Source organism: Kitasatospora sp. NPDC057015 (assembly GCF_042673745.1).
Taxonomy (GTDB): Bacteria; Actinomycetota; Actinomycetes; order Streptomycetales; family Streptomycetaceae; genus Kitasatospora.
Window position 1 is genome coordinate 113027 of the sequence record NZ_JBHUSG010000023.1, and the last position, 19496, is coordinate 132522.

General features: G+C 76.0%; 3 protein-coding genes. 1 reads left to right on the forward strand and 2 read right to left on the reverse strand.

The genetic code is table 11. The features are described from left to right. Positions 1 to 5 precede the first annotated feature (5 nt). The gene (locus ACFTWP_RS22140; protein WP_380266365.1) at positions 6 to 15521 is read right to left on the reverse strand and encodes an SDR family NAD(P)-dependent oxidoreductase; all 15516 of its coding nucleotides are present in this window, start codon (positions 15519 to 15521) and stop codon (positions 6 to 8) included. 316 nt (positions 15522 to 15837) lie between these two features. Here ACFTWP_RS22140 and ACFTWP_RS22145 point away from each other — a divergent pair, with 316 nt between their 5' ends. Next, positions 15838 to 16383 carry a hypothetical protein gene (locus tag ACFTWP_RS22145; RefSeq protein ID WP_380266366.1) on the forward strand — a complete coding sequence of 182 codons (546 nt, stop codon included), beginning with the start codon at positions 15838 to 15840 and terminating at the stop codon, positions 16381 to 16383. Between the two features lie 290 nt (positions 16384 to 16673). On the opposite strand, the gene ACFTWP_RS22150 is transcribed toward ACFTWP_RS22145, so the two are convergent. After that, positions 16674 to 19496 (reverse strand): type I polyketide synthase (locus ACFTWP_RS22150; RefSeq protein ID WP_380266367.1); only part of this gene is annotated, 2823 nt, incomplete at its 5' end.

The following is a 19496-nucleotide window of genomic DNA, read 5'->3' on the forward strand; positions in this document are numbered from 1 at the left end:
CTCCTTCACTCCGTCGTTTCGAAGGCCAGCGACACGAGGTCGTCGACGTCCATGTCGTCGATCGCGACCGTGTCGTCGTCGCCGGGGGCGGGATCATCCGGGCCGTCGCCGCCGTCGGCCAGCCGCGTCAGCAGCTCGACCAGCCCGGCGCTCTTGAGACGGGCGAACGGTACGGCGTCCAGCAGCCTGCGGAGCCGGGCCTCGTCGGACTCCGGGGCCGGCTGGACCTCGCGGACCAGGTGCCCGGCCAGGGCGGCCGGGGTCGGGTAGTCGAAGACCAGCGTCGCGGACAGCTTGAGACCGGAGACGGTGGTCAGGCGGTTGCGCAGTTCCAGGGCGGTCAGCGAGTCGAAACCGAGCTCGGTGAACGCCTTGGCGGCGTCGATGCCGCCGGGCGAGGTGTGCCCGAGGACGGAGGCGACCTCGGCGGTCACCAGGTCCAGCAGCAGGTCGTGGCGCTCGGGCTCCGACAGCTCGGCCAGCCGTTCGGCGAGCGGCACCCCGGCCGGGGCGGCGGCCCGGCGGACCGGCTCACCGGCCCCGCGGACCAGCGCCCGGTACAGCGGCGGCAGGCCGCCCGCGGAGGCCTGGGCGCGCAGCGCCGCGTAGTCCACCTTGGCCGGGACGCTGGCCGCCTCGTCCAGGGCGAGCGCCGCGTCGAACAGCGCCAGGCCCTCGGCCGCCGACATCGGCAGGATGCCGCCGCGGCGGGTCCTGGCCCGGCTCGCCTCGTCCAGGGTGGCGGCCATGCCGCCGTCCGGTGCCCACATGCCCCAGGCGAGCGAGTTCGCCGCCAGGCCGAGCGACCTGCGGTGGGCGGCGAGGGCGTCCAGGAAGGTGTTCGCCGCCGCGTAGTTCGCCTGCCCCGGGTTGCCGGTGGCGCCGGCGGCCGAGGAGAAGAGCACGAACGCGGCGAGCGGGAGGCTCCGGGTCAGCTCGTGCAGGTTCCAGGCCGCGTCGACCTTGGGCCGCAGCACCCGGTGCAACTGCTCGGGCGTCAGGCTGCCGACGGTGGCGTCCTCGATGACTCCGGCCGCGTGCACGATCGCGGTGAGCGGGTGCTCGGCCGGGATGTCGTCCAGCAGCTTCTCCAGGGCGGACCGGTCGGTGACGTCGCAGGCGGCGACGGTCACCTCCGGGGCGAGTTCGGCGGCCAGTTCGGCCACCCCCGGGGTCAGCAGTCCGCGGCGGCCCACCAGGACCACGCGGCGCGCGCCGTGCTCGGCGACCAGGTGCCGGGCCAGCAGCCCGCCCAGCGCGCCGGTGCCGCCGGTGATCAGGACGGTGCCCTCCGGGTCCAGCCCGAGACCGCCGGTGGCCGGGGCCACCTTGGCCCGGCTCAGCCGCGGGGCGTACAGCCCGCCGTCCCGCAGGGCGATCTGCGGCTCGCCCTCGGCGATCGCGATGAGGGCCGCCGCGACCGCGGCCGCCTCCCGGCCGCCCTCGTCGAGGTCGAGCAGCCCGAACCGTCCGGGGTTCTCCGACTCGGCGCTGCGCACCATGCCCCACACGGCGGACGCGGCCGGGGCCGCGCTGCCGGTGCCGCCACCGCGACCGGCCGGCTCGCCGGCGACGGTCACCGCGGCGGCCTGCTCGCCGACGAACACCAGGCGGGCCGCGGCGAGCCGGTCGTCGTCGAACCGCTCCTGGATCAGGGCCAGGGCGGCGCCGGTGGCGGCGTGGGCCGCCGTCACCGGGTCCGTGGAGCGGGCGTCGGCGGGCAGGCAGGGGACCAGCACCGCGGTGGGCACCGGCGCCCCGCCGTCCAGGGCCTGTCGCAGGGCCGCGAGGTCCTCGTACCGCTCGGCCAGGCCGGCCGCGGACAGGCCGCCGACGTCCTCGCCGAGCACCGCCCAGACGCTGCCGGGGGCCGGCTGCGGCTGCGGTACGGCCGTCCACTCCAGGCGGAACAGGTCGTCGTGCCGGGCCGCCGGCAGCTGGTCGGCGGAGACCGGGCGCACCACCAGGGTGTCGACCGTCACCACCGGCGCGCCCGTGGCGTCCGAGACGGTGATCGACACCGAGTCGTCCCCGGTCGGTACGGCGCGCACCCGGACGGCTTCGGCGCCCGCGGCGTGGAAGCGCACCCCGGACCAGGACACCGGCAGCCGCGTCTCACCGGGCTGCTGGAGCAGGCCGAGGACGTGCAGCGAGGCGTCCAGCAGCGCCGGATGGACGCCGAAGCGCTCGGCTCCGGTGCCGTCGGGCAGTGCCACCTCCGCGTACAGGGCCCGGTCCTCCCCGGACTCCCACTGCCAGGCGGCGCGCAGCGCCCGGAACACCGGTCCGTACTCCACGCCCGCGTCGGTCATGGGGCCGTAGACCTCGTCGACCGGTACGGCGTTCGCGGCCTTCGGCGGCGGCCAGGACGTGTCGTGCTCCACCTCGCCGGCGGCGTCGGCGGCGGTGGCCAGCAGGCCGCCGGCGTGCAGCGTCCAGTCCTGCTCGGGCTCGCCGCCCGCCGAGTGCGGGCGGGAGTGCACGGTGACCGTGCGGCGGCCCGACGGCCCGGCCGGGCCGACCACCACCTGGACCAGGATGCCGCCGCGCTCCGGCAGCACCAGCGGCTCACGCAGCGTCAGTTCCTCGATCAGGTCGCTGCCGGTCGCGGCGCCGGCCCGCAGCACCATCTCCAGGAAGGCCGTCGCGGGCAGCAGCGGCACTCCGTGCACCGCGTGGTCGGCGAGCCAGGGGTGCTCGTCGAGCGAGATCCGGCCGGTGAAGACCGCTCCCGCCCCGCCGGCCAGTTCGACACCGGCGTCCAGTAGCGGGTGGTCCGCGCTGGCCAGCCCGGCCCGCTCCAGGCCGGCGGCCGAGGCCGCGGTCCGCAGCCAGTACGGCTCGTGCTGGAAGGCGTAGACGGGGAGGTCGACGTGGGTCGCCGGCCCGCCGAAGAAGGCGGCCCAGTCCACCGGGTGGCCCTGCGCGTGCAGGGTGGCGACCGCGGCCGCCACCGTCGCCGTCTCGGGGCGGTCCCGGCGGACGGTGGCCACGGCCAGCCGGTCCTCGGGCAGCGCCCCCTGGGCCAGCGGGGTGAGCACGGCCTGCGGCCCGACCTCCACGAAGGCGGTGAAGCCGCTCTCGTGCAGGGTGGTGATGCCGTCGGCGAAGCGGACGGCGCCGCGCAGGTGGTTCACCCAGTAGTCGGCGTCGTAGGCCTCGACGGGCTGGCCGGTGAGGTTGGAGATGACGGGAATCGTGGGCCGGTCGTAGCTGAGGGCTTCGGCGGCGGTGCGGAACTCGTCGAGGATCGGGTCCATGTGGGCGGAGTGGAAGGCGTGGCTGACCTTGAGTTCGGAGGTCCGCCGGCCTTCGGCCCGCCAGTGCGCGACGACGGCCGCGACGGTGTCGGCGTCGCCGGAGACGACCACGGAGTTGCGGGCGTTGACGGCGCCGACGGTGACGTGGCCGGCGGGTGCATCGCCTGCGGCGAGCGCGGCGAGCACCTCCTCCTCGGTGGCCTCCAGGGCCGCCATCGCGCCGCCGCCGGGCGCCGACTGCATGAGTCGGGCGCGCTCGGTCACCAGGGTGCAGGCGTCGGCGAGGGTGAGTACTCCGGCGCAGTGGGCGGCGCTGATCTCGCCGATGGAGTGGCCGATGAGGGCGTCGGGGGTGATGTTCCAGCTGCGGAGGAGGTGGTGGAGGGCGGTGTGGAAGGCGAAGAGGGCGGGTTGGGTGTACTCGGTGCGGTTGAGGCGGGTGGCGTCGGGGTCCTCCCACATGACTTCGCGCAGTTCGGGGGTGAGGTGGGTGAGGGCTTCGTCGAAGGCCTTGGCGAAGACGGGGTGGGCTGCGTGGAGTTCGCGGCCCATGCCGGGCCGCTGCGACCCCTGACCGGAGAACAGCAGCGCGGTCTTGCCGCCGGCGCCGACCCGGCCCAGCACGGCGTTCGGGGCGCTCTGCCCGACCGCCAGTGCGGCCAGACCGGCGAGCAGCTCCTCGCGTCCGGCCCCGGTCACCACGGCGTGGTGCTCGAACCTCGACCGCGAGGTGGCCAGCGCCCGGCCGATCTCGGCGGGGCTCGGCCGCTCGTCCTCGCGGACGAAGTCCAGCAGGCGTCCGGCCTGGTCGCGCAGGGCCTGCTCGCTGCGGCCCGACAGCACCCACGGGGTGGCCGGCGGCTCGCTCACGGCGGGGGCCGGCGTCCGGGCGGGGGCCGGCGGCTCCTCCAGGATGACGTGGGCGTTGGTGCCGCTGATGCCGAAGGAGGAGACCGCGGCCCGGCGCGGCTGCTCGCCGCGCGGCCAGTCGACGGCCTCGGTCAGCAGCTCGACCGCGCCGGCCGACCAGTCGACGTGCGGGCTGGGCTGCTCGGCGTGCAGGGTCTTCGGGAGCATCCCGTACCGCATCGCCATGATCATCTTGATCAGGCCGGCCGCACCCGCGGCGGCCTGGGTGTGGCCGATGTTGGACTTGATCGAGCCCAGCCAGAGCGGCTGGTCCTCCGGGCGGCCCTGGCCGTAGGTCTCGATCAGGGCCTGGGCCTCGATCGGGTCGCCCAGCGAGGTGCCGGTGCCGTGCGCCTCGACGACCGCCACGTCGGCCGGGGTCAGCCCCGCGCCGGCCAGCGCCGTCCGGATCACCCGCTGCTGCGAGGGCCCGTTGGGCGCGGTCAGGCCGTTGCTCGCACCGTCCTGGTTGACCGCCGAGCCCTTGACCACGGCCAGCACCTGGTGGCCGTTGCGGCGTGCGTCGGAGAGCCGCTCCAGCAGCAGCAGGCCCGAACCCTCGCCCCAGCCGGTGCCGTTGGCGTCCGCCGAGAACGCCTTGCAGCGGCCGTCGGAGGAGAGCCCGCGCTGACGGCTGAACTCCACGAACACCGTCGGCGTCGCCATCACGGTGGCGCCGCCGGCCAGCGCGAGGTCGCACTCGCCGCTGCGCAGCGACTGCGCCGCCAGGTGGACGGCCACCAGCGAGGAGGAGCAGGCCGTGTCGATGGTGATGGCCGGGCCTTCGAGCCCGAACACGTAGGACACCCGGCCGGAGGCCACGCTGCTCGCGCTGCCGGTACCGATGAAGCCCTCGAACCCCTCGGGGGTGTTCTCCACCAGCCGGGCGCCGTAGTCGTCGTACATGATGCCGGTGAAGACGCCGGTGCGGCTGCCCTTCAGGGAGGCCGGGTCGATGCCGGCCCGCTCGAAGGTCTCCCACGCGGTCTCCAGCAGCAGCCGCTGCTGGGGGTCGGTGGCGAGCGACTCACGCGGCGACATCCCGAAGAACGCGGCGTCGAAGTCGGCGGCGTCGTACAGGAATCCGCCCTGGGTGGAGTACGTGGTGCCCAGGTGGTCCGGGTCCGGGTCGTACAGCGCCTCGGCGTCCCAGTCCCGGTCGGTGGGGAACTCGCCGATCGCGTCGGTGCCGCTCGCCACCAGCCGCCACAGGTCCTCGGGGGAGCGCACGCCGCCGGGGAAGCGGCAGCCCGCGGCCACCACCACGATCGGCTCGTCGTCCCCCGACCTGCGCCGGCGGCCCGCGGCGGCCGCCACCGGCGCACCGGCGCCGAGCAGCTTGCCGCGGACGTACTCGGCGACGGCGGCCGGGGTGGGGTGGTCGAAGACCAGGGTGGCGGGCAGCCGCAGGCCGGTCGCCGCACCGAGGCGGTTGCGCAGGTCGACGGCGGTCAGCGAGTCGAAGCCCAGGTCCTTGAACGCCCGGTCGACCGGCAGCGAGTCGGCCGAGGAGTGGCCGAGCACGGCGGCCACCTGCGCGGCCACGGCCTGCGACAGCGCCTGCCGCTGCTGGTCCTCCGGCAGGCCGGCGAGCTCCGCCGCCAGCCCCTGGAGGGCGCCGTCGCCGCCCGGCCGCGCGGCGCGCCGCACACCGGTACGGACCAGCTTGGAGAAGAGGGGCGGCAGTTCGCCGGCCCGGGCCTGCTCGCGCAGCGCCGGGAGCTCCAACTGCGCGGCCACGAAGGCCGCTCCCGGCAGGGCGACGGCCGCGTCGAAGAGGGCCAGCGCCTGCTCGGAGGGCATCGCGGCGATGCCGCCGCGGCGCATCCGCTGCAGGTCGGCCTCGCTCAGGTTGCCGGTGATGCCGCTGGCCTGCGCCCACAGGCCCCAGGCCAGCGAGGTGGCCGGCAGGCCGTTCGCCCGCCGGTGCGCCGCCAGGCCGTCCAGGTAGGCGTTGGCCGCGGCGTAGTTGCCCTGGCCGGGCCCGCCGAAGGTGGCGGCGGCGGAGGAGAACAGCACGAAGGCGTCCAGCTCGCGTCCGCGGGTGAGCTCGTGCAGCACCCGGGCCGAGTCGGCCTTGGTGCGCAGCACCGCGGCCAGGCGGTCCGCCGTCAGGGACTCGACGGTGGCGTCGTCGACCGTCCCGGCCGCGTGGACCACCGCGGTCAGCGGGTGCTCGGCGGGCAGGCCGTCCAGCAGCAGGGCGACCGCCGCGGCGTCGGCCACGTCGCAGGCCGCGATCGTCGCCTCGGCACCCGACTCGGCCAGTTCGGCGACCAGTTCGGCCGCGCCGGGCGCGTCCGGGCCGCTGCGGCTGACCAGCAGCAGGTGCCGCACGCCGTGGGTGGCGACCAGGTGCCGGGCCACCACGGCCCCCAGGGTGCCGGTGCCACCGGTGATCAGGACGGTGCCGGCCGGGTCGTACGCCGTCGGCGCCGCCGGCTGTGCGGTGCTCCGCACCAGGCGCGGCACGTGGCCGCGGCCGGCCCGGACGGCCACCTGGCCCTCGCCCGCGGCCAGGGCCACCTCCAGGGCGTCGGTCTGGTCGGCGCCGGGCTCCGCGTCCAGCAGGACGATCCGGTCCGGGTGCTCCGACTGCGCGGAGCGCACCAGGCCCCAGACGGCCGCGCCGCCAAGGTCGGTGACGTCCTCGGCCGCCTCGCCGCCGTTCCGGTTCACGGCGATCGCGCCGCGGGTGAGCACCACCAGCCGGGTCTCGGCCAGCGACTCGTCGGCGAGCCAGCTCTGCAGGGCGGCCAGCGTGGCGGCCGGGCCGCCCGTCGCCCGGTGCACCAGGACCGGGGCGACCGGGGTGCCCGGGGCCTCCAGCTCGGCCCAGGGCGTGCCCTGGGAGGTGGGCGCGCCCTCGGGCAGCGGTGTCCACTCGACGGTGAGCAGCGGGGCGTCCGGGCGTACCGAGGCGTCGGCGCCGAGCGGGCGCATCGACAGGCCCTCCGCGCTCAGCACCGGGGCGCCGGTCACGTCGGCGGCGGTGATCCGGACCAGGCCCGGGCCGTCCGGGGTGATGCGCACCCGCAGCACGGTCGCCTCGGCGGCGTGCAGGCGCACGCCCGTCCAGGCGAAGGGCAGGTTGGTGTCACCGCCGGCGGAGGTGTCCAGCAGCAGGGCGTGCAGCGCCGCGTCCAGCAGCGCCGGGTGGACGGTGTGACCGGCCACGTCGACGTCCTCGGGCAGCGCCACCTCGGCGTGGATGTCCGCGCCGTCCTTCCAGGCGGCCCGGATCCCGCGGAAGGCGGGTCCGTAGTCGTAGCCGTGGCCGGAGAGCCGCTGGTAGGCGTCGGTGAGGTCGAACGCCTCCCCGGCCGGCGGCCAGGCCTGCGGCTCCTCCTCGGGGGCGGCCACCGGACCGACGACGCCGCTGACGTGCCGGGTCCACGACTCGTCGGCGCCGCGCGAGTGGATGGCGAAGGAGCGCCGGCCCTCGGCGTCCTCGGGATCCAGCAGGACCTGGATCTGCACGGCGGCGCCGTCCGGCACCACCAGGGGCGCCTCCAGGGCCAGTTCGCCGACGCCCTCGGCGCCCGCCTCGGCCGCCGCGTGCAGCGCCAGGTCCAGGAACGCGGTGCCCGGCATGATCACCGTGCCCCGGATGGCGTGGTCGCGCAGCCACGGCTGGGTCCGGGTGGACAGCGCTCCGGTGAGCAGGATCTCGTCCCGGTCCGGGTGGCGGGTGGTGGCCAGCAGGACGGGGTGCTCGCCCGGGGTGAGGCCGAAGCTGCCCGCGTCGCCGGCCGCCGCGACCGGTTCGGTCAGCCAGAACCGCTCCCGCTGGAACGGGTAGGTGGGCAGCTCGGCGTGGACGGCGCTGCCGGCGCCGAAGACCGTCGCCCAGTCCACCGCCGCGCCGACGCAGTGCGCGCCGGCCAGGGCGGCCGCGAGGACGGCGGTCTCGCTCTGACCGGGCCGCAGGGTGGCGAGCAGCGTGGCGCCGCCCTCGGCGTCGAGCTGCGCCGCGTGCGGGATCAGCACCGGTGCCGGGCCCAGCTCCAGGTACGTGGTGACGCCGGCCTCGTGCAGGGTGGCGAGACCGTCGGCGAAGCGGACGGCGCCGCGCAGGTGGTTCACCCAGTAGTCGGCGTCGTAGGCCTCGACGGGCTGGCCGGTGAGGTTGGAGATGACGGGAATCGTGGGCCGGTCGTAGCTGAGGGCTTCGGCGGCGGTGCGGAACTCGTCGAGGATGGGGTCCATGTGGGCGGAGTGGAAGGCGTGGCTGACCTTGAGTTCGGAGGTCCGCCGGCCTTCGGCCCGCCAGTGCGCGACGACGGCCGCGACGGTGTCGGCGTCGCCGGAGACGACCACGGAGTTGCGGGCGTTGACGGCGCCGACGGTGACGTGGCCGGCGGGTGCATCGCCTGCGGCGAGGGCGGCGAGCACCTCCTCCTCGGTGGCCTCCAGGGCCGCCATCGCGCCGCCGCCGGGCGCCGACTGCATCAGCCGGGCGCGCTCGGTCACCAGGGTGCAGGCGTCCGCGAGGGACAGCACTCCGGCGCAGTGCGCGGCGCTGATCTCACCGATCGAGTGGCCGAGCAGGTGGTCCGGGCGCAGCCCGTGGTGGGTCAGCAGCCGGTACAGCGCGGTCTGGACGGCGAACAGGGCCGGCTGGGTCCACCGGGTGAGGTTCAGCCGGGTGGCGTCCTCGTCCCACATGACCTCGCGCAGCTCCGGCTCCAGGTGCGCCAGCACCTCGTCCAGCGCGGCGGCGAACACCGGGTGGGCCTCGTGGAGTTCGCGGCCCATGCCCGGGCGCTGCGCACCCTGGCCGGAGAACAGGAAGGCGGTGCGGCCGCCGGTGACGGTGCCCCGCACCAGCTGCGCGGAGTGCGAGCCGGAGGCCAGTGCCGCCAGGGCGGCCAGCAGTTCCTCCCGGTCGCGGCCCAGCACGGCCGCGCGGTGCTCCAGGTGGGAGCGGCCGAGCGCCAGCGACCGGCCGGTCTCCGCCGGGTCGAGGTCGAGCGCGGCCAGCTGCCGGGCCTGCTCGCGCAGCGCCGGCTCGGACTTCGCCGACAGCAGCCAGGGCAGCACGGGCGGGGTGGTGGCGTCGGCCGGCGCCGCGGCGGCCGGGGCCTGCTCCAGGATGACGTGCGCGTTGGTGCCGCTCATGCCGAACGCCGAGACGCCGGCGCGGCGCGGGCCGTTCGTCTCGGGCCAGGCGACGCTCTCGGTGAGCAGCTCGACGGCGCCCGCGGACCAGTCGATGTGCGGGCTGGGCTCGCTCACGTGCAGGGTCCTGGGCAGCACCTGGTGCTGCATCGCCATCACCATCTTGATGACGCCGGCGACGCCCGAGGCGGCCTGGGTGTGGCCGATGTTGGACTTGACCGAGCCGAGCAGCAGCGGGCGCGACTCGTCGCGGCCCTGGCCGTAGGTGGCGAGCAGGGCCTGGGCCTCGATCGGGTCGCCCAGGTTGGTGCCGGTGCCGTGCGCCTCGACGGCGTCCACGTCGGCGGTGGTCAGCCCGCCGTCGGCGAGCGCGGCCTGGATGACCCGCTGCTGCGAGGGGCCGTTGGGCGCGGTCAGGCCGTTGGTGGCGCCGTCCTGGTTGACGGCGGTGCCCTTGACCAGGCCGAGGATCCGGTGGCCGTTGCGCTGCGCGTCCGACAGGCGCTCCAGCAGCAGCAGGCCGGCGCCCTCGGAGAAGGCCGTGCCGTCGGCGTCCGAGGAGAACGCCTTGCAGCGGCCGTCCGCGGACAGCCCGCGCTGGCGGGCGAAGTGCACGTACATCATCGGCGTCGACATGATCGCCACACCACCGGCGAGCGCCATGTCGCACTCGCCGGAGCGCAGCGCCCGGGCCGCCATGTGCAGGGCCACCAGCGAGGAGGAGCAGGCCGTGTCGACGGAGACGGCCGGGCCCTCCAGACCGAAGACGTAGCTGACCCGCCCGGAGACGACGCTGCCGGCGCTGCCGGTGCCGATGTAGCCCTCGAGGTCCGGCGGCGGCGTGAAACGGGTGCCGTAGTCGGTGTAGATGAGCCCGGTGAAGACGCCGGTGCGGCTGCCGCGCAGGGTGGCCGGGTCGATGCCGGCCCGCTCGAAGGTCTCCCACGCCGTCTCCAGCAGCAGGCGCTGCTGGGGGTCGGTGGCGAGCGCCTCGCGCGGGGACATCCCGAAGAACGCCGGGTCGAAGTCGCCCGCGTCGTCGACGAACCCGCCGTGGCGGGTGTACGTGGTGCCGGCGTGGTCCGGGTCCGGGTGGTAGAGCTGCTCCAGGTCCCAGCCGCGGTCGGTCGGGAAGGAGGTCATCGCGTCGGTGCCCGCGGCCACCAGGTTCCACAGGTCCTCGGGGCTGCGCACACCGCCCGGGTAGCGGCAGCCCATCGAGACGATGGCGATCGGCTCGTCCGAGGCCAGGGCGGCCCGTGTCACGGGGGCGGCGCCGGCGGTGCCGCCGGCCAGCTCGGTCAGCAGGTGGGCGGCGACCGCGGCCGGGGTGGGGTGGTCGAAGACCAGGGTGGCGGGCAGCCGCAGGCCGGTGGCCGCGTTCAGGCGGTTGCGCAGCTCGACGCCGGTGAGGGAGTCGAAGCCCAGCTCCTTGAACGCCTGGTCCTCGCGGATGCCGCCGGAGGCGGTGTGGCCGAGCACGGCGGAGGCGTGGGTGCGGACCAGGGATCGCAGCAGCCGGACGCGCTCCTCCTCCGGCAGCCCGGCGAGGCGGCCCGCGAGGGCGCCGTCCCCGGCGGGGGTGACCGCGGTCCGGGTACGGGCCCGGACCAGGCCGCGCAGCACGGCCGGGACCTCGCCCGTCCGGCGGGCGGCGGCCGGATCGACCTCGGCGGCGACCGGGCGGGCTTCGCCGGACGCCAGGGCGGCGGCGGTCAGCCGGTCGGCGCCGGTCAGGGCGAGCGTCTCGCCGGGCAGGCCCTCGGTGAGCCGCAGCCGGGCCAGCGCGTCGAGGAAGGCGGCCTCCTCGCCGCCCTCCTCGCCGAGCACGCCGGCGGCGGGGGTCAGCAGGACGAAGCGCCGCAGGCCCTCGCCGAGTCCGCGGGTGGCCCGGTGGACGTTCCAGGCGGCGTCGATCCGGGCGCTCAGCCCGGTGTCGCCGTCTTCGGCCCCGGTGTCCACGGCCGGGCCGCCGGCGTGCACGACGGCCGTCAGCGGCCGGCCGAGACCCTCGATCAGCGCGCTCAACGCTGCTTCTTCCAGTACATCCTGAGCGATCGTCAGATCGAGCTCCGGGTACTCCTGCGCCAGTCGGGCCGCGACCGCCTCGGCGTCGGGTCCGGTCACCAGGGCGGCTCCCCGCCAGTCGGCCCGGTCCGGCCCGCCCTCGGTGGAGGTACGCACCCGGCCGAGCCGGGGGACGAACAGTTCGCCGCCGCGCAGGGCGAGTTGGGGCTCGCCCGGGGCCAGTGCGGCGACCCGCAGGGCGGCCTCCTCGGCGCCGACCCGCTCGTCGGTGTCGACCAGCACGATCCGCTCCGGGTCCGCGGCCTGCGCCGAGCGCAGCACGCCCCACACGGCCGCGGCCGTCAGGTCGGGCGGGCCCTCGTGCTCGCCCACCTCGACCGCGCCGCGGCTGTGCACCACGAGCCGGTGCCCCTCGGGCAGTTCGGCCAGCACCCGGAGCGCCTCGGCCACCCCGGCGTGCACCGCGGCCAGGCCCTCGCCGGCCTCGCCGGGCGTCCCGGCGGCGCCGCCGATGCCCAGGACGGTCGCCCGGTCGAGCGGCGCGGCCCCGGCCGGCGGTGAGATCCGCTGCCACTCCAGGCGCAGCAGCGAGTGGCCCTGCTGCGGAACCAGCTGCTCCAGCCGTACCGGGCGGGTGCTGATCGCCCGCGCCTCCAGCACCGGCGCGCCGGCGCCGTCCACCGCGGTGAGGGTGAAGGTGCCGTCGGCGGTCTCCGAGACCCGGACCCGCAGGGCGGTCGCGCCCACGGCGTGCAGGCGTACGCCCGTCCAGGTGAAGGGGAGCCGCGGGTCGTCCTCGGGGGTCTCGACGAACAGCGTCTGCAGGGCCGCGTCCAGCAGCACCGGGTGGATGGCGTAGCCGGCCGCGCCGGTGGTCAGTTCCACGTCGGCGAACAGGTCGCGGCCGTGCCGCCAGGCGGCCCGCAGCCCGCGGTAGACCGGCTCGTAGCCGATGGAGCGCTCCGCCAGCCGGTCGTAGAGCCCGTCCACGGCCAGTGCCACGGCGCCGTCCGGTGGGGTCAGGCGGTCGGTGGCCGGGGCGGCGGGTGCCTCGCCGGGGGCGATCAGGCCGACGGCGTGCCGGGTCCACTCCTCGCCCGTCTCGCCGGAGTCGGCGGGCGGCGCCGAGTGCACCTCGATGCCGCGCCGGCCCTGCTCGTCCGGGGCGCCGACCGTCACCCGCAGGCGCGGTGAGCCGGTCTCCGGGATGCCGAGGGCGGCCTCGATCGTCAGCTCCTCCAGCACCGCGCACCCGACCAGGTCGGCGGCGTGCAGGGCGAGGTCGACGTACGCGGTGCCGGGCAGCAGGGCCTGGCCGAGCACGCTGTGACCGGCCAGCCAGTCGTGCGCGCCGGTGCCGGGGCGGCCGGTCAGCACCAGCCCGCCGTCGGCGAGGTCGAGCGCGGCGTCGAGCAGCGGGTGCTCGGCGGTGCGCAGGCCGGCCGAGGTGACGTCGCCACCGGTGGGCCGGTGCACCCAGTAGTGCTCGCGCTGGAAGCGGTAGGTGGGCAGGTCGGCGCGCGGGCCGTCCGGCACGATCGCCGGCCAGTCCACGGTGGCGCCCTCGGCGTGTGCGCGGCCCAGCGAGGTGCGGAAGTGCACCAGCGTGCCCTGCCGGCGGCGCAGGCTGCCGCCGGCGGTGCCGCGCTCGCCGAGGGTGTCCCGCAGCGGGTTCACCAGCACCGGGTGCGGCGACATCTCCAGGAAGCGGGTGTGCCCGGAGGCGGCGAGCGCCTCGACGGTGGAGTGCAGCAGCACCGGGTTGCGCAGGTTGCGGTACCAGTAGGCGCCGTCCAGCTCGGGGCCCTGTGCCAGGGCGCCGGTGACGGTGGAGTGGAACGGCACCGCGGCCGGACCGGGACGCACCGGGGCCAGCAGTCGCGCCAGCTCGTCCTCGATGGACTCCACGTGCACCGAGTGCGAGGCGTAGTCCACCGGGATCCGGCGGACCTCGATGCCGTCGGCCTCCAGCGCGGCGGTCAGCTCCAGGACACCGGCCTCGTCGCCGGAGACGACGGTGGCGGCGGGGCCGTTGACGGCCGCGACCGACACCCGGCCCGCCCACGCGGTCAGGTAGCCCTCGACCTGCTCGGCGGGCGCGGTGACCTGCGCCATCGCACCCTGACCGGCCAGCGCCACGATCGCCTGGGAGCGCAGTGCCACCACGCGGGCGGCATCCCGGAGCGAGAGGATCCCGCTGACCGCGGCCGCCGCGATCTCGCCCTGGGAGTGGCCGATCACCATGTCGGGCTCGACGCCCTGGCTGCGCCACAGGGCCGCCAGCGACACCATCACCGCCCACAGCGCGGGCTGGACGACCTCGACGCGCTCCAACTGCTCGCGGTCGCCCAGGACGTCGGTCAGCGACCAGTCGACGAACTCCGACAGGGCCTCGTCGCAGGCGCGCAGCTGCTCGGCGAACACGGGGGAGGCGGCGGCGAGTTCCAGACCCATGCCGACCCACTGCGAGCCCTGCCCGGGGAAGACGAAGACCGTACGGCCCGCGCGGCCCTCGGCGGTGCCGACGGCCGCGTTCGGCGCGGTGACGCCGTTCGCCAGCGCCTGCAGGCCGCTGCGCAGCTCCTCGCGGTCGTCGCCGACGACCACCGCGCGGTGCGGGAGCCGGGCGCGGCCGTGGGCGAGGGTACGGGCGGCCGCGGCGAGGTCGAGGCCCGGGTCCTGCTCGGTGGCGTCCAGCAGGGCGCGGGCCTGGTCGCGGACGGCGGCCTCGCTGCGGCCGGAGAGCAGCCACGGGACGGCCCGGCCGGGTTCGGCGGCGGGGGTGCCGGCCTCCGGCTCCTCGGCCGGCTCGGCGGCGGGGGCCGGCGGCTCCTCCAGGATGACGTGGGCGTTGGTGCCGCTGATGCCGAAGGAGGAGACGGCGGCGCGGCGCGGCCGGCCGGTCTCGGGCCACTCCTGGGCCTCGGTCAGCAGTCGGACCTCACCGGAGGACCAGTCGATGTGCGGGCTCGGCTCGTCGGCGTGCAGGGTCTTGGGCAGCAGCCCGTTGCGCATCGCCATGATCATCTTGATCATGCCCGCGGCGCCCGCGGCGGCCTGCGAGTGGCCGATGTTGGACTTCACCGAACCCAGCCAGACCGGCCGCTCGCGGCCCTGGCCGTAGGTGTTGAGCAGGGCCTGCGCCTCGATCGGGTCGCCGAGGGTGGTGCCGGTGCCGTGCGCCTCGACGATGTCGACATCGGAGGTGGTCAGGCCCGCGTCGGCCAGCGCGGCCTTGATCACGCGCTGCTGGGCGGGGCCGTTGGGGGCGGAGAGCCGGCTGCTCGCGCCGTCCTGGTTGACGGCGGTGCCCTTGACCAGGCCGAGGATCCGGTGGCCGTTGCGCCGGGCGTCCGACAGGCGCTCCAGCAGCAGCAGGCCGGCGCCCTCGCCCCAGCCGGTGCCGTCGGCGTTCGCGGAGAACGCCTTGCAGCGGCCGTCCTCCGACAGGCCGCGCTGGCGGCTGAACTCGACGAACAGGCTGGGGGTGGCGATGACCGTCACACCGCCGGCGAGCGCGAGGTCGCACAGGCCGTCGCGCAGCGCCTGCGCGGCCAGGTGGACGGCGACGAGCGAGGAGGAGCAGGCGGTGTCGACCGTGATGGCCGGCCCTTCGAGGCCGAACACGTAGGAGATGCGGCCGGAGGCGACGCTGCCGGCGCTGCCGGTGCCGAGGTAGCCCTCCAGCTCCTCCGGCATCCGCTGGAACCCGGTGCCGTAGTCGTCGTACATGACGCCGGTGAACACCGCCGTCCGCGAGCCGCGCAGGGTGGCCGGGTCGATGCCGGCCCGCTCGAAGGTCTCGTACGCCGTCTCCAGCAGCAGGCGCTGCTGGGGGTCCGTGGCGAGCGCCTCACGCGGGGACATCCCGAAGAACGGGGCGTCGAACTCGCCCGCCTCGTAGAGGAATCCGCCGTGGCGGGCGTGCGAGGTGCCGGGGTGGTCCGGGTCCGGGTCGTAGAGCCCGTCCACGTCCCAGCCGCGGTTGGTGGGGAACGCGCCGATCGCGTCGGTGCCGTCCTCCACCAGCTTCCAGAGGTCCTCCGGCGAACGGACCCCGCCGGGGTACCGGCAGCCGATGCCGACCACCGCCAGCGGCTCGCCCTTGGCCGACTCCATGTGCTGGAGCCGTTCGCGTGCCTGGCGAAGTTCGACGGTGGTGCGCTTGAGATAGTCCCGGAGCTTGTCCTCGTTCGCCGCCATTCGGAGTAACCCACTACCTCTCGTCCGTGACACCGGTCTGCTCCGCAAATATCGCCAGCGGGGCTAGTGATCCCCTAAGGACGGTCTAAAGGGGCGGTGTTCGGCGCAGCAGGGCTGGTGGCAGGGGGTCCGGGCGCGCGGGGCGGGCCGAGCGCACCGCCGGCGGCGGCCGGCGCGCGGCCGCCCCCGGGAGCACGGGACGACCCAACGCTCCCGGTGGGAGCAGGAGTTCGCAGCCTTGGGCTTTAGCAGGCGCTTAGCGGTTCGGCGAACACTCATCGCGCACGGCTGTGTCCCAAGTCAGGAGAAAAACCAAGTGCGCAACAAGCTGCCCCGGCCGGCTGTACTCGCGGCTGTCACCGTCTCCCTCTTCGCGCTGACCGCAGGGCTCGGCGGTTCGGCCTACGCCGGCGCCACCCCGGACAAGAAGCTCGCCGGCTCGAACTCCTGCGTGGTCTGGAAGGACCTGCCCGAGTTCGTCACGAGCATGGACTACCACGACCCGGCCCCGGCCGGCGCGAGCGTGGGCGACTTCGGCTTCTACACCGACGAGGTCAAGGACGCCGCCGGCAACAAGGTCGCCGACGTCAAGGGCACCGGCCGGATCCTGTACCAGCGCGAGTCCGACGGCCACCTCATCATCCACTACGACGACGTGGTGACCTTCGCCAACGGCAGCAAGGTCAGCGCGATCGGCACCGCCGACGTCAACGCCCTGATCGGCGGCGCCGGCGTCTCGCAGGCGCTGATCGGCACCAAGGGCAAGTACAAGGGCTGGTTCGGCACCCGCGAGTGGACTCGCGTGTCCCAGAAGGAAGCGGTCGTCACCATGACGCTCTGCAAGGACCCGGCCAAGGCGTAGTACCCCGGGCCCGTCTGAAGGGCGGTACGGCTGCGACGGCAGCCGTACCGCCCTTTCCCGTTGCCCGGCCCGTTGTCCGTCCCCTCGTCCGACCCGCTGTCCCGCCCGGCCTCGGGCCGGACGTCGGCCGGCCTCCGCCCGGACGTCGGCCCGTCGGCCCTGCTCCGGCCGGGTGTCGGCCGTACGGCCGGGGCCCGGGGAACCGCCCCGGGCGTCGCGAGCGGGGCCACGCGCAGTACCGCCCGGGAGCCCCCGAAGGGGCGCCCGGGCGGTACGGGGAGCGGCCGGGCTCAGTTCATGCCGAGCTCACCGTCGATGAAGTCGAACAGGTCGTCGTCGGAGGCCGACTCCAACAGCTGCGCGGTCTCGTCCAGCGGCCCACGGGCCTTCGTCAGCATCTCCTGCAGGCGCTGCGCCAGCAGCAGGCGCTCCTCGTCCTGCGGCGGCAGCGCCAGCAGCAGCTCCTCGATCCGGTCGAGCTCCGCCAGACCGGACTTCGGCGCCGGCACCACCTCGGCGTCCAGGTAGCCGGCCAGGCCGGCGATCGTCGGGTAGTCGAAGACCACCGTGGACGGCAGCCGGTGGCCCAGGGCCTCGCCGAGCCGGTTGCGCAGCTCCACCGCCGTCAGCGAGTCGATGCCCAGGTCGAGCAGGCCCCGCTGGACGTCCAGGGCCTTGGCGTTGGCGTGCCCGAGCACCTCGGCCACGTACCCCTGCACCAAGTCCTGTAGGGCTTCGGCCCGTTCGGGCGCCGCGAGCCCCGCCAGCCGGTCGGTCACCGACACCGGCGCCGCCGGGCCCTCCACCACGGCCCGGCGGGCCGGCGTGCGCACCAGGCCGCGCAGGACGGGCGACGGGTCGCGCAGCGCCGACACGTCCAGCCGGACCGGGACGAGCACCGCCCGCTCCGAGCGCAGGCCCGCGTCGAAGAGCTCCAGGCCCAGCGCGGCGGAGATCGGCAGGATGCCGATCCGCGCCATCCGGGCCAGGTCGGCCTGACCGAGCGACTCGGTCATGCCCGCGCCGTCCTGCTCCCACAGCCCCCACGCGTAGCTGACCGCGGGCAGCGACAGTGCCCGCCGGTGGGCGGCGAGGGCGTCCAGGAAGGCGTTGGCAGCCGCGTAGTTGGCCTGCCCCGCGCCGCCGACCGTGCCGGAGACGGAGGAGAACAGCGCGAACACCGAGGCGTCCGGGCTGAGTTCGTGCAGGTTCCAGGCGGCGTCCACCTTCGCGGCCAGCACCCGGTGCAGCCGCTCCGGGGTGAGCGAGGCGATCGTGGCGTCGTCCAGGACACCCGCCGAGTGCACCACACCCGTCACCGGGTGCTGCGCCAGCAGCGCCGCCAGGGCCTCGCGGTCGGCGAGGTCGCAGGCCGCGACCGTCACCTCCCGGGCGCCCAGGGCGACCAGTTCCGCGCGGAGTTCGGTCGCGCCCGGGGCGGCCGGGCCGCGCCGGCTGACCAGCAGCAGCCGCTGGACCCCGTGCCCGGTCACCAGGTGGCGGGCGATCAGCGCACCGAGCACACCGGTCGCCCCGGTCACCAGCACGGTCGCGTCCGGGGCGAACACCGGCTCGCCCGGTCCGTCCGCGGCCCGGCCGGCGGCCCGCACCAGGCGCGGCACCGACAGCGCCCCGTCGGTGACGGCCAGTTGGGGCTCGCCGCTCGTCAGCGCCACGGGCAGCAGCGCCGTCGAGGCAGGTGCGCCGTCGAGGTCCACCAGGCCGAAGCGGTCCGGGTTCTCGGTCTGCGCGCTGCGCACCAGGCCCCACACCGCGGCGTGCGCCAGGTCCCGCGGCCGCTCGCCGGTGCCGCCCTCGGTGACGAACACCAGGCGGGCGGCGGCGAACCGGTCCTCGGCCAGCCAGGTCCGGGCCAGGTCGAGCGCCCAGTCGAGCACCTCGCGCACCCGGCGGGGCACGTCCCCGTCGGCGGCGTCGGCGGCCGGCACGTGGGCCAGCACCACCTCGGCGTCGGCGGGGACGCCGGTCAGCGCCGCCGCGTCGGCGGCCGTCGCGGTGACGGGCGTCGCGGTGGTGTCGCCGGGCAGCGCCAGGGCGGGCCACTGCAGCTCGTACAGGCTCTCCTGCCCCCGCGCCACCAGATGCTCCGGCCGGGCCGCCCGGACCCGCAGTTCGCCGATCTCGGCCACCGGGGCGCCCTGCGCGTCCGCGACCGAGATCGCGATGGTGTCCGGGCCGGTGGGCGTCAGCCGGACCCGCGCCGAGCGGGCGCCGACCGCGTGCAGCCGCACGTCCGACCAGGCCAGCGGGAGGCGGACCTCCCCGTCCGCGGTGGCCGGGGTGAAGGCCATCGGGTGCAGCGCCGCGTCGAGCAGCGCCGGGTGCAGGCCGAAGCCCTCCGACGCGACCTCCTCGGGCAGCGCGACCTCGGCGTAGACCTCCTCGCCGTGCCGCCAGGCCGCCCGGAGGCCCTGGAAGGCCGGTCCGTAGTCCAGGCCGGCGGCGCCGAGCCGGTCGTAGAGCCCGGCGAGGTCCACCTCGACCGCGCCGGCGGGCGGGAACGCCCCGGGCGCCGCGGCGGGCCGCGAGCCGTCGGAGGTGGCGAGGGTGCCCTTGGCGAGCACGGTCTGGCCGCCGTCGCCCCGGGTGTGGACGGTCACCGGACGGCGCCCCGCGCCGTCCGCCGCGCCGATCGTCACCTGGACCTGGACGGAGCCCCGGTCGGGGACGGTCAGCGCGGTCTGGAGCTGGAGCTCCTCCAGGACGTCGCAGCCGACCTCCTCGCCGGCGCTCAGCACCAGTTCGGTGAACGCGGTGCCGGGCAGGACGGCCGTGCCGACCACCGCGTGGTCCGCCAGCCAGCCGTGGGCGCGCTGCGAGAGCCGCCCGGTGACCACCGCGCCGCCGTCCTCCGGCAGCAGTACCGCGGCACCCAGCAGCGGGTGGCCCGCCGCGTCCAGGCCCAGGTCGGCGGCGTCGCCGACGGTCTCGGGCAGGTCCAGCCAGTGGCGGGTGCGTTGGAAGGGGTAGGTGGGGAGGTTGATGGTTTGGCCGTGGGTGGGCCAGGTGGTGGTGTGGCCGGTGGTGTGGGCGGTGGCGGTGGCGGTGTGGAGGGTGTGGGTTTCGGGGCGGTTGGGTCGGAGGGTGGGGGT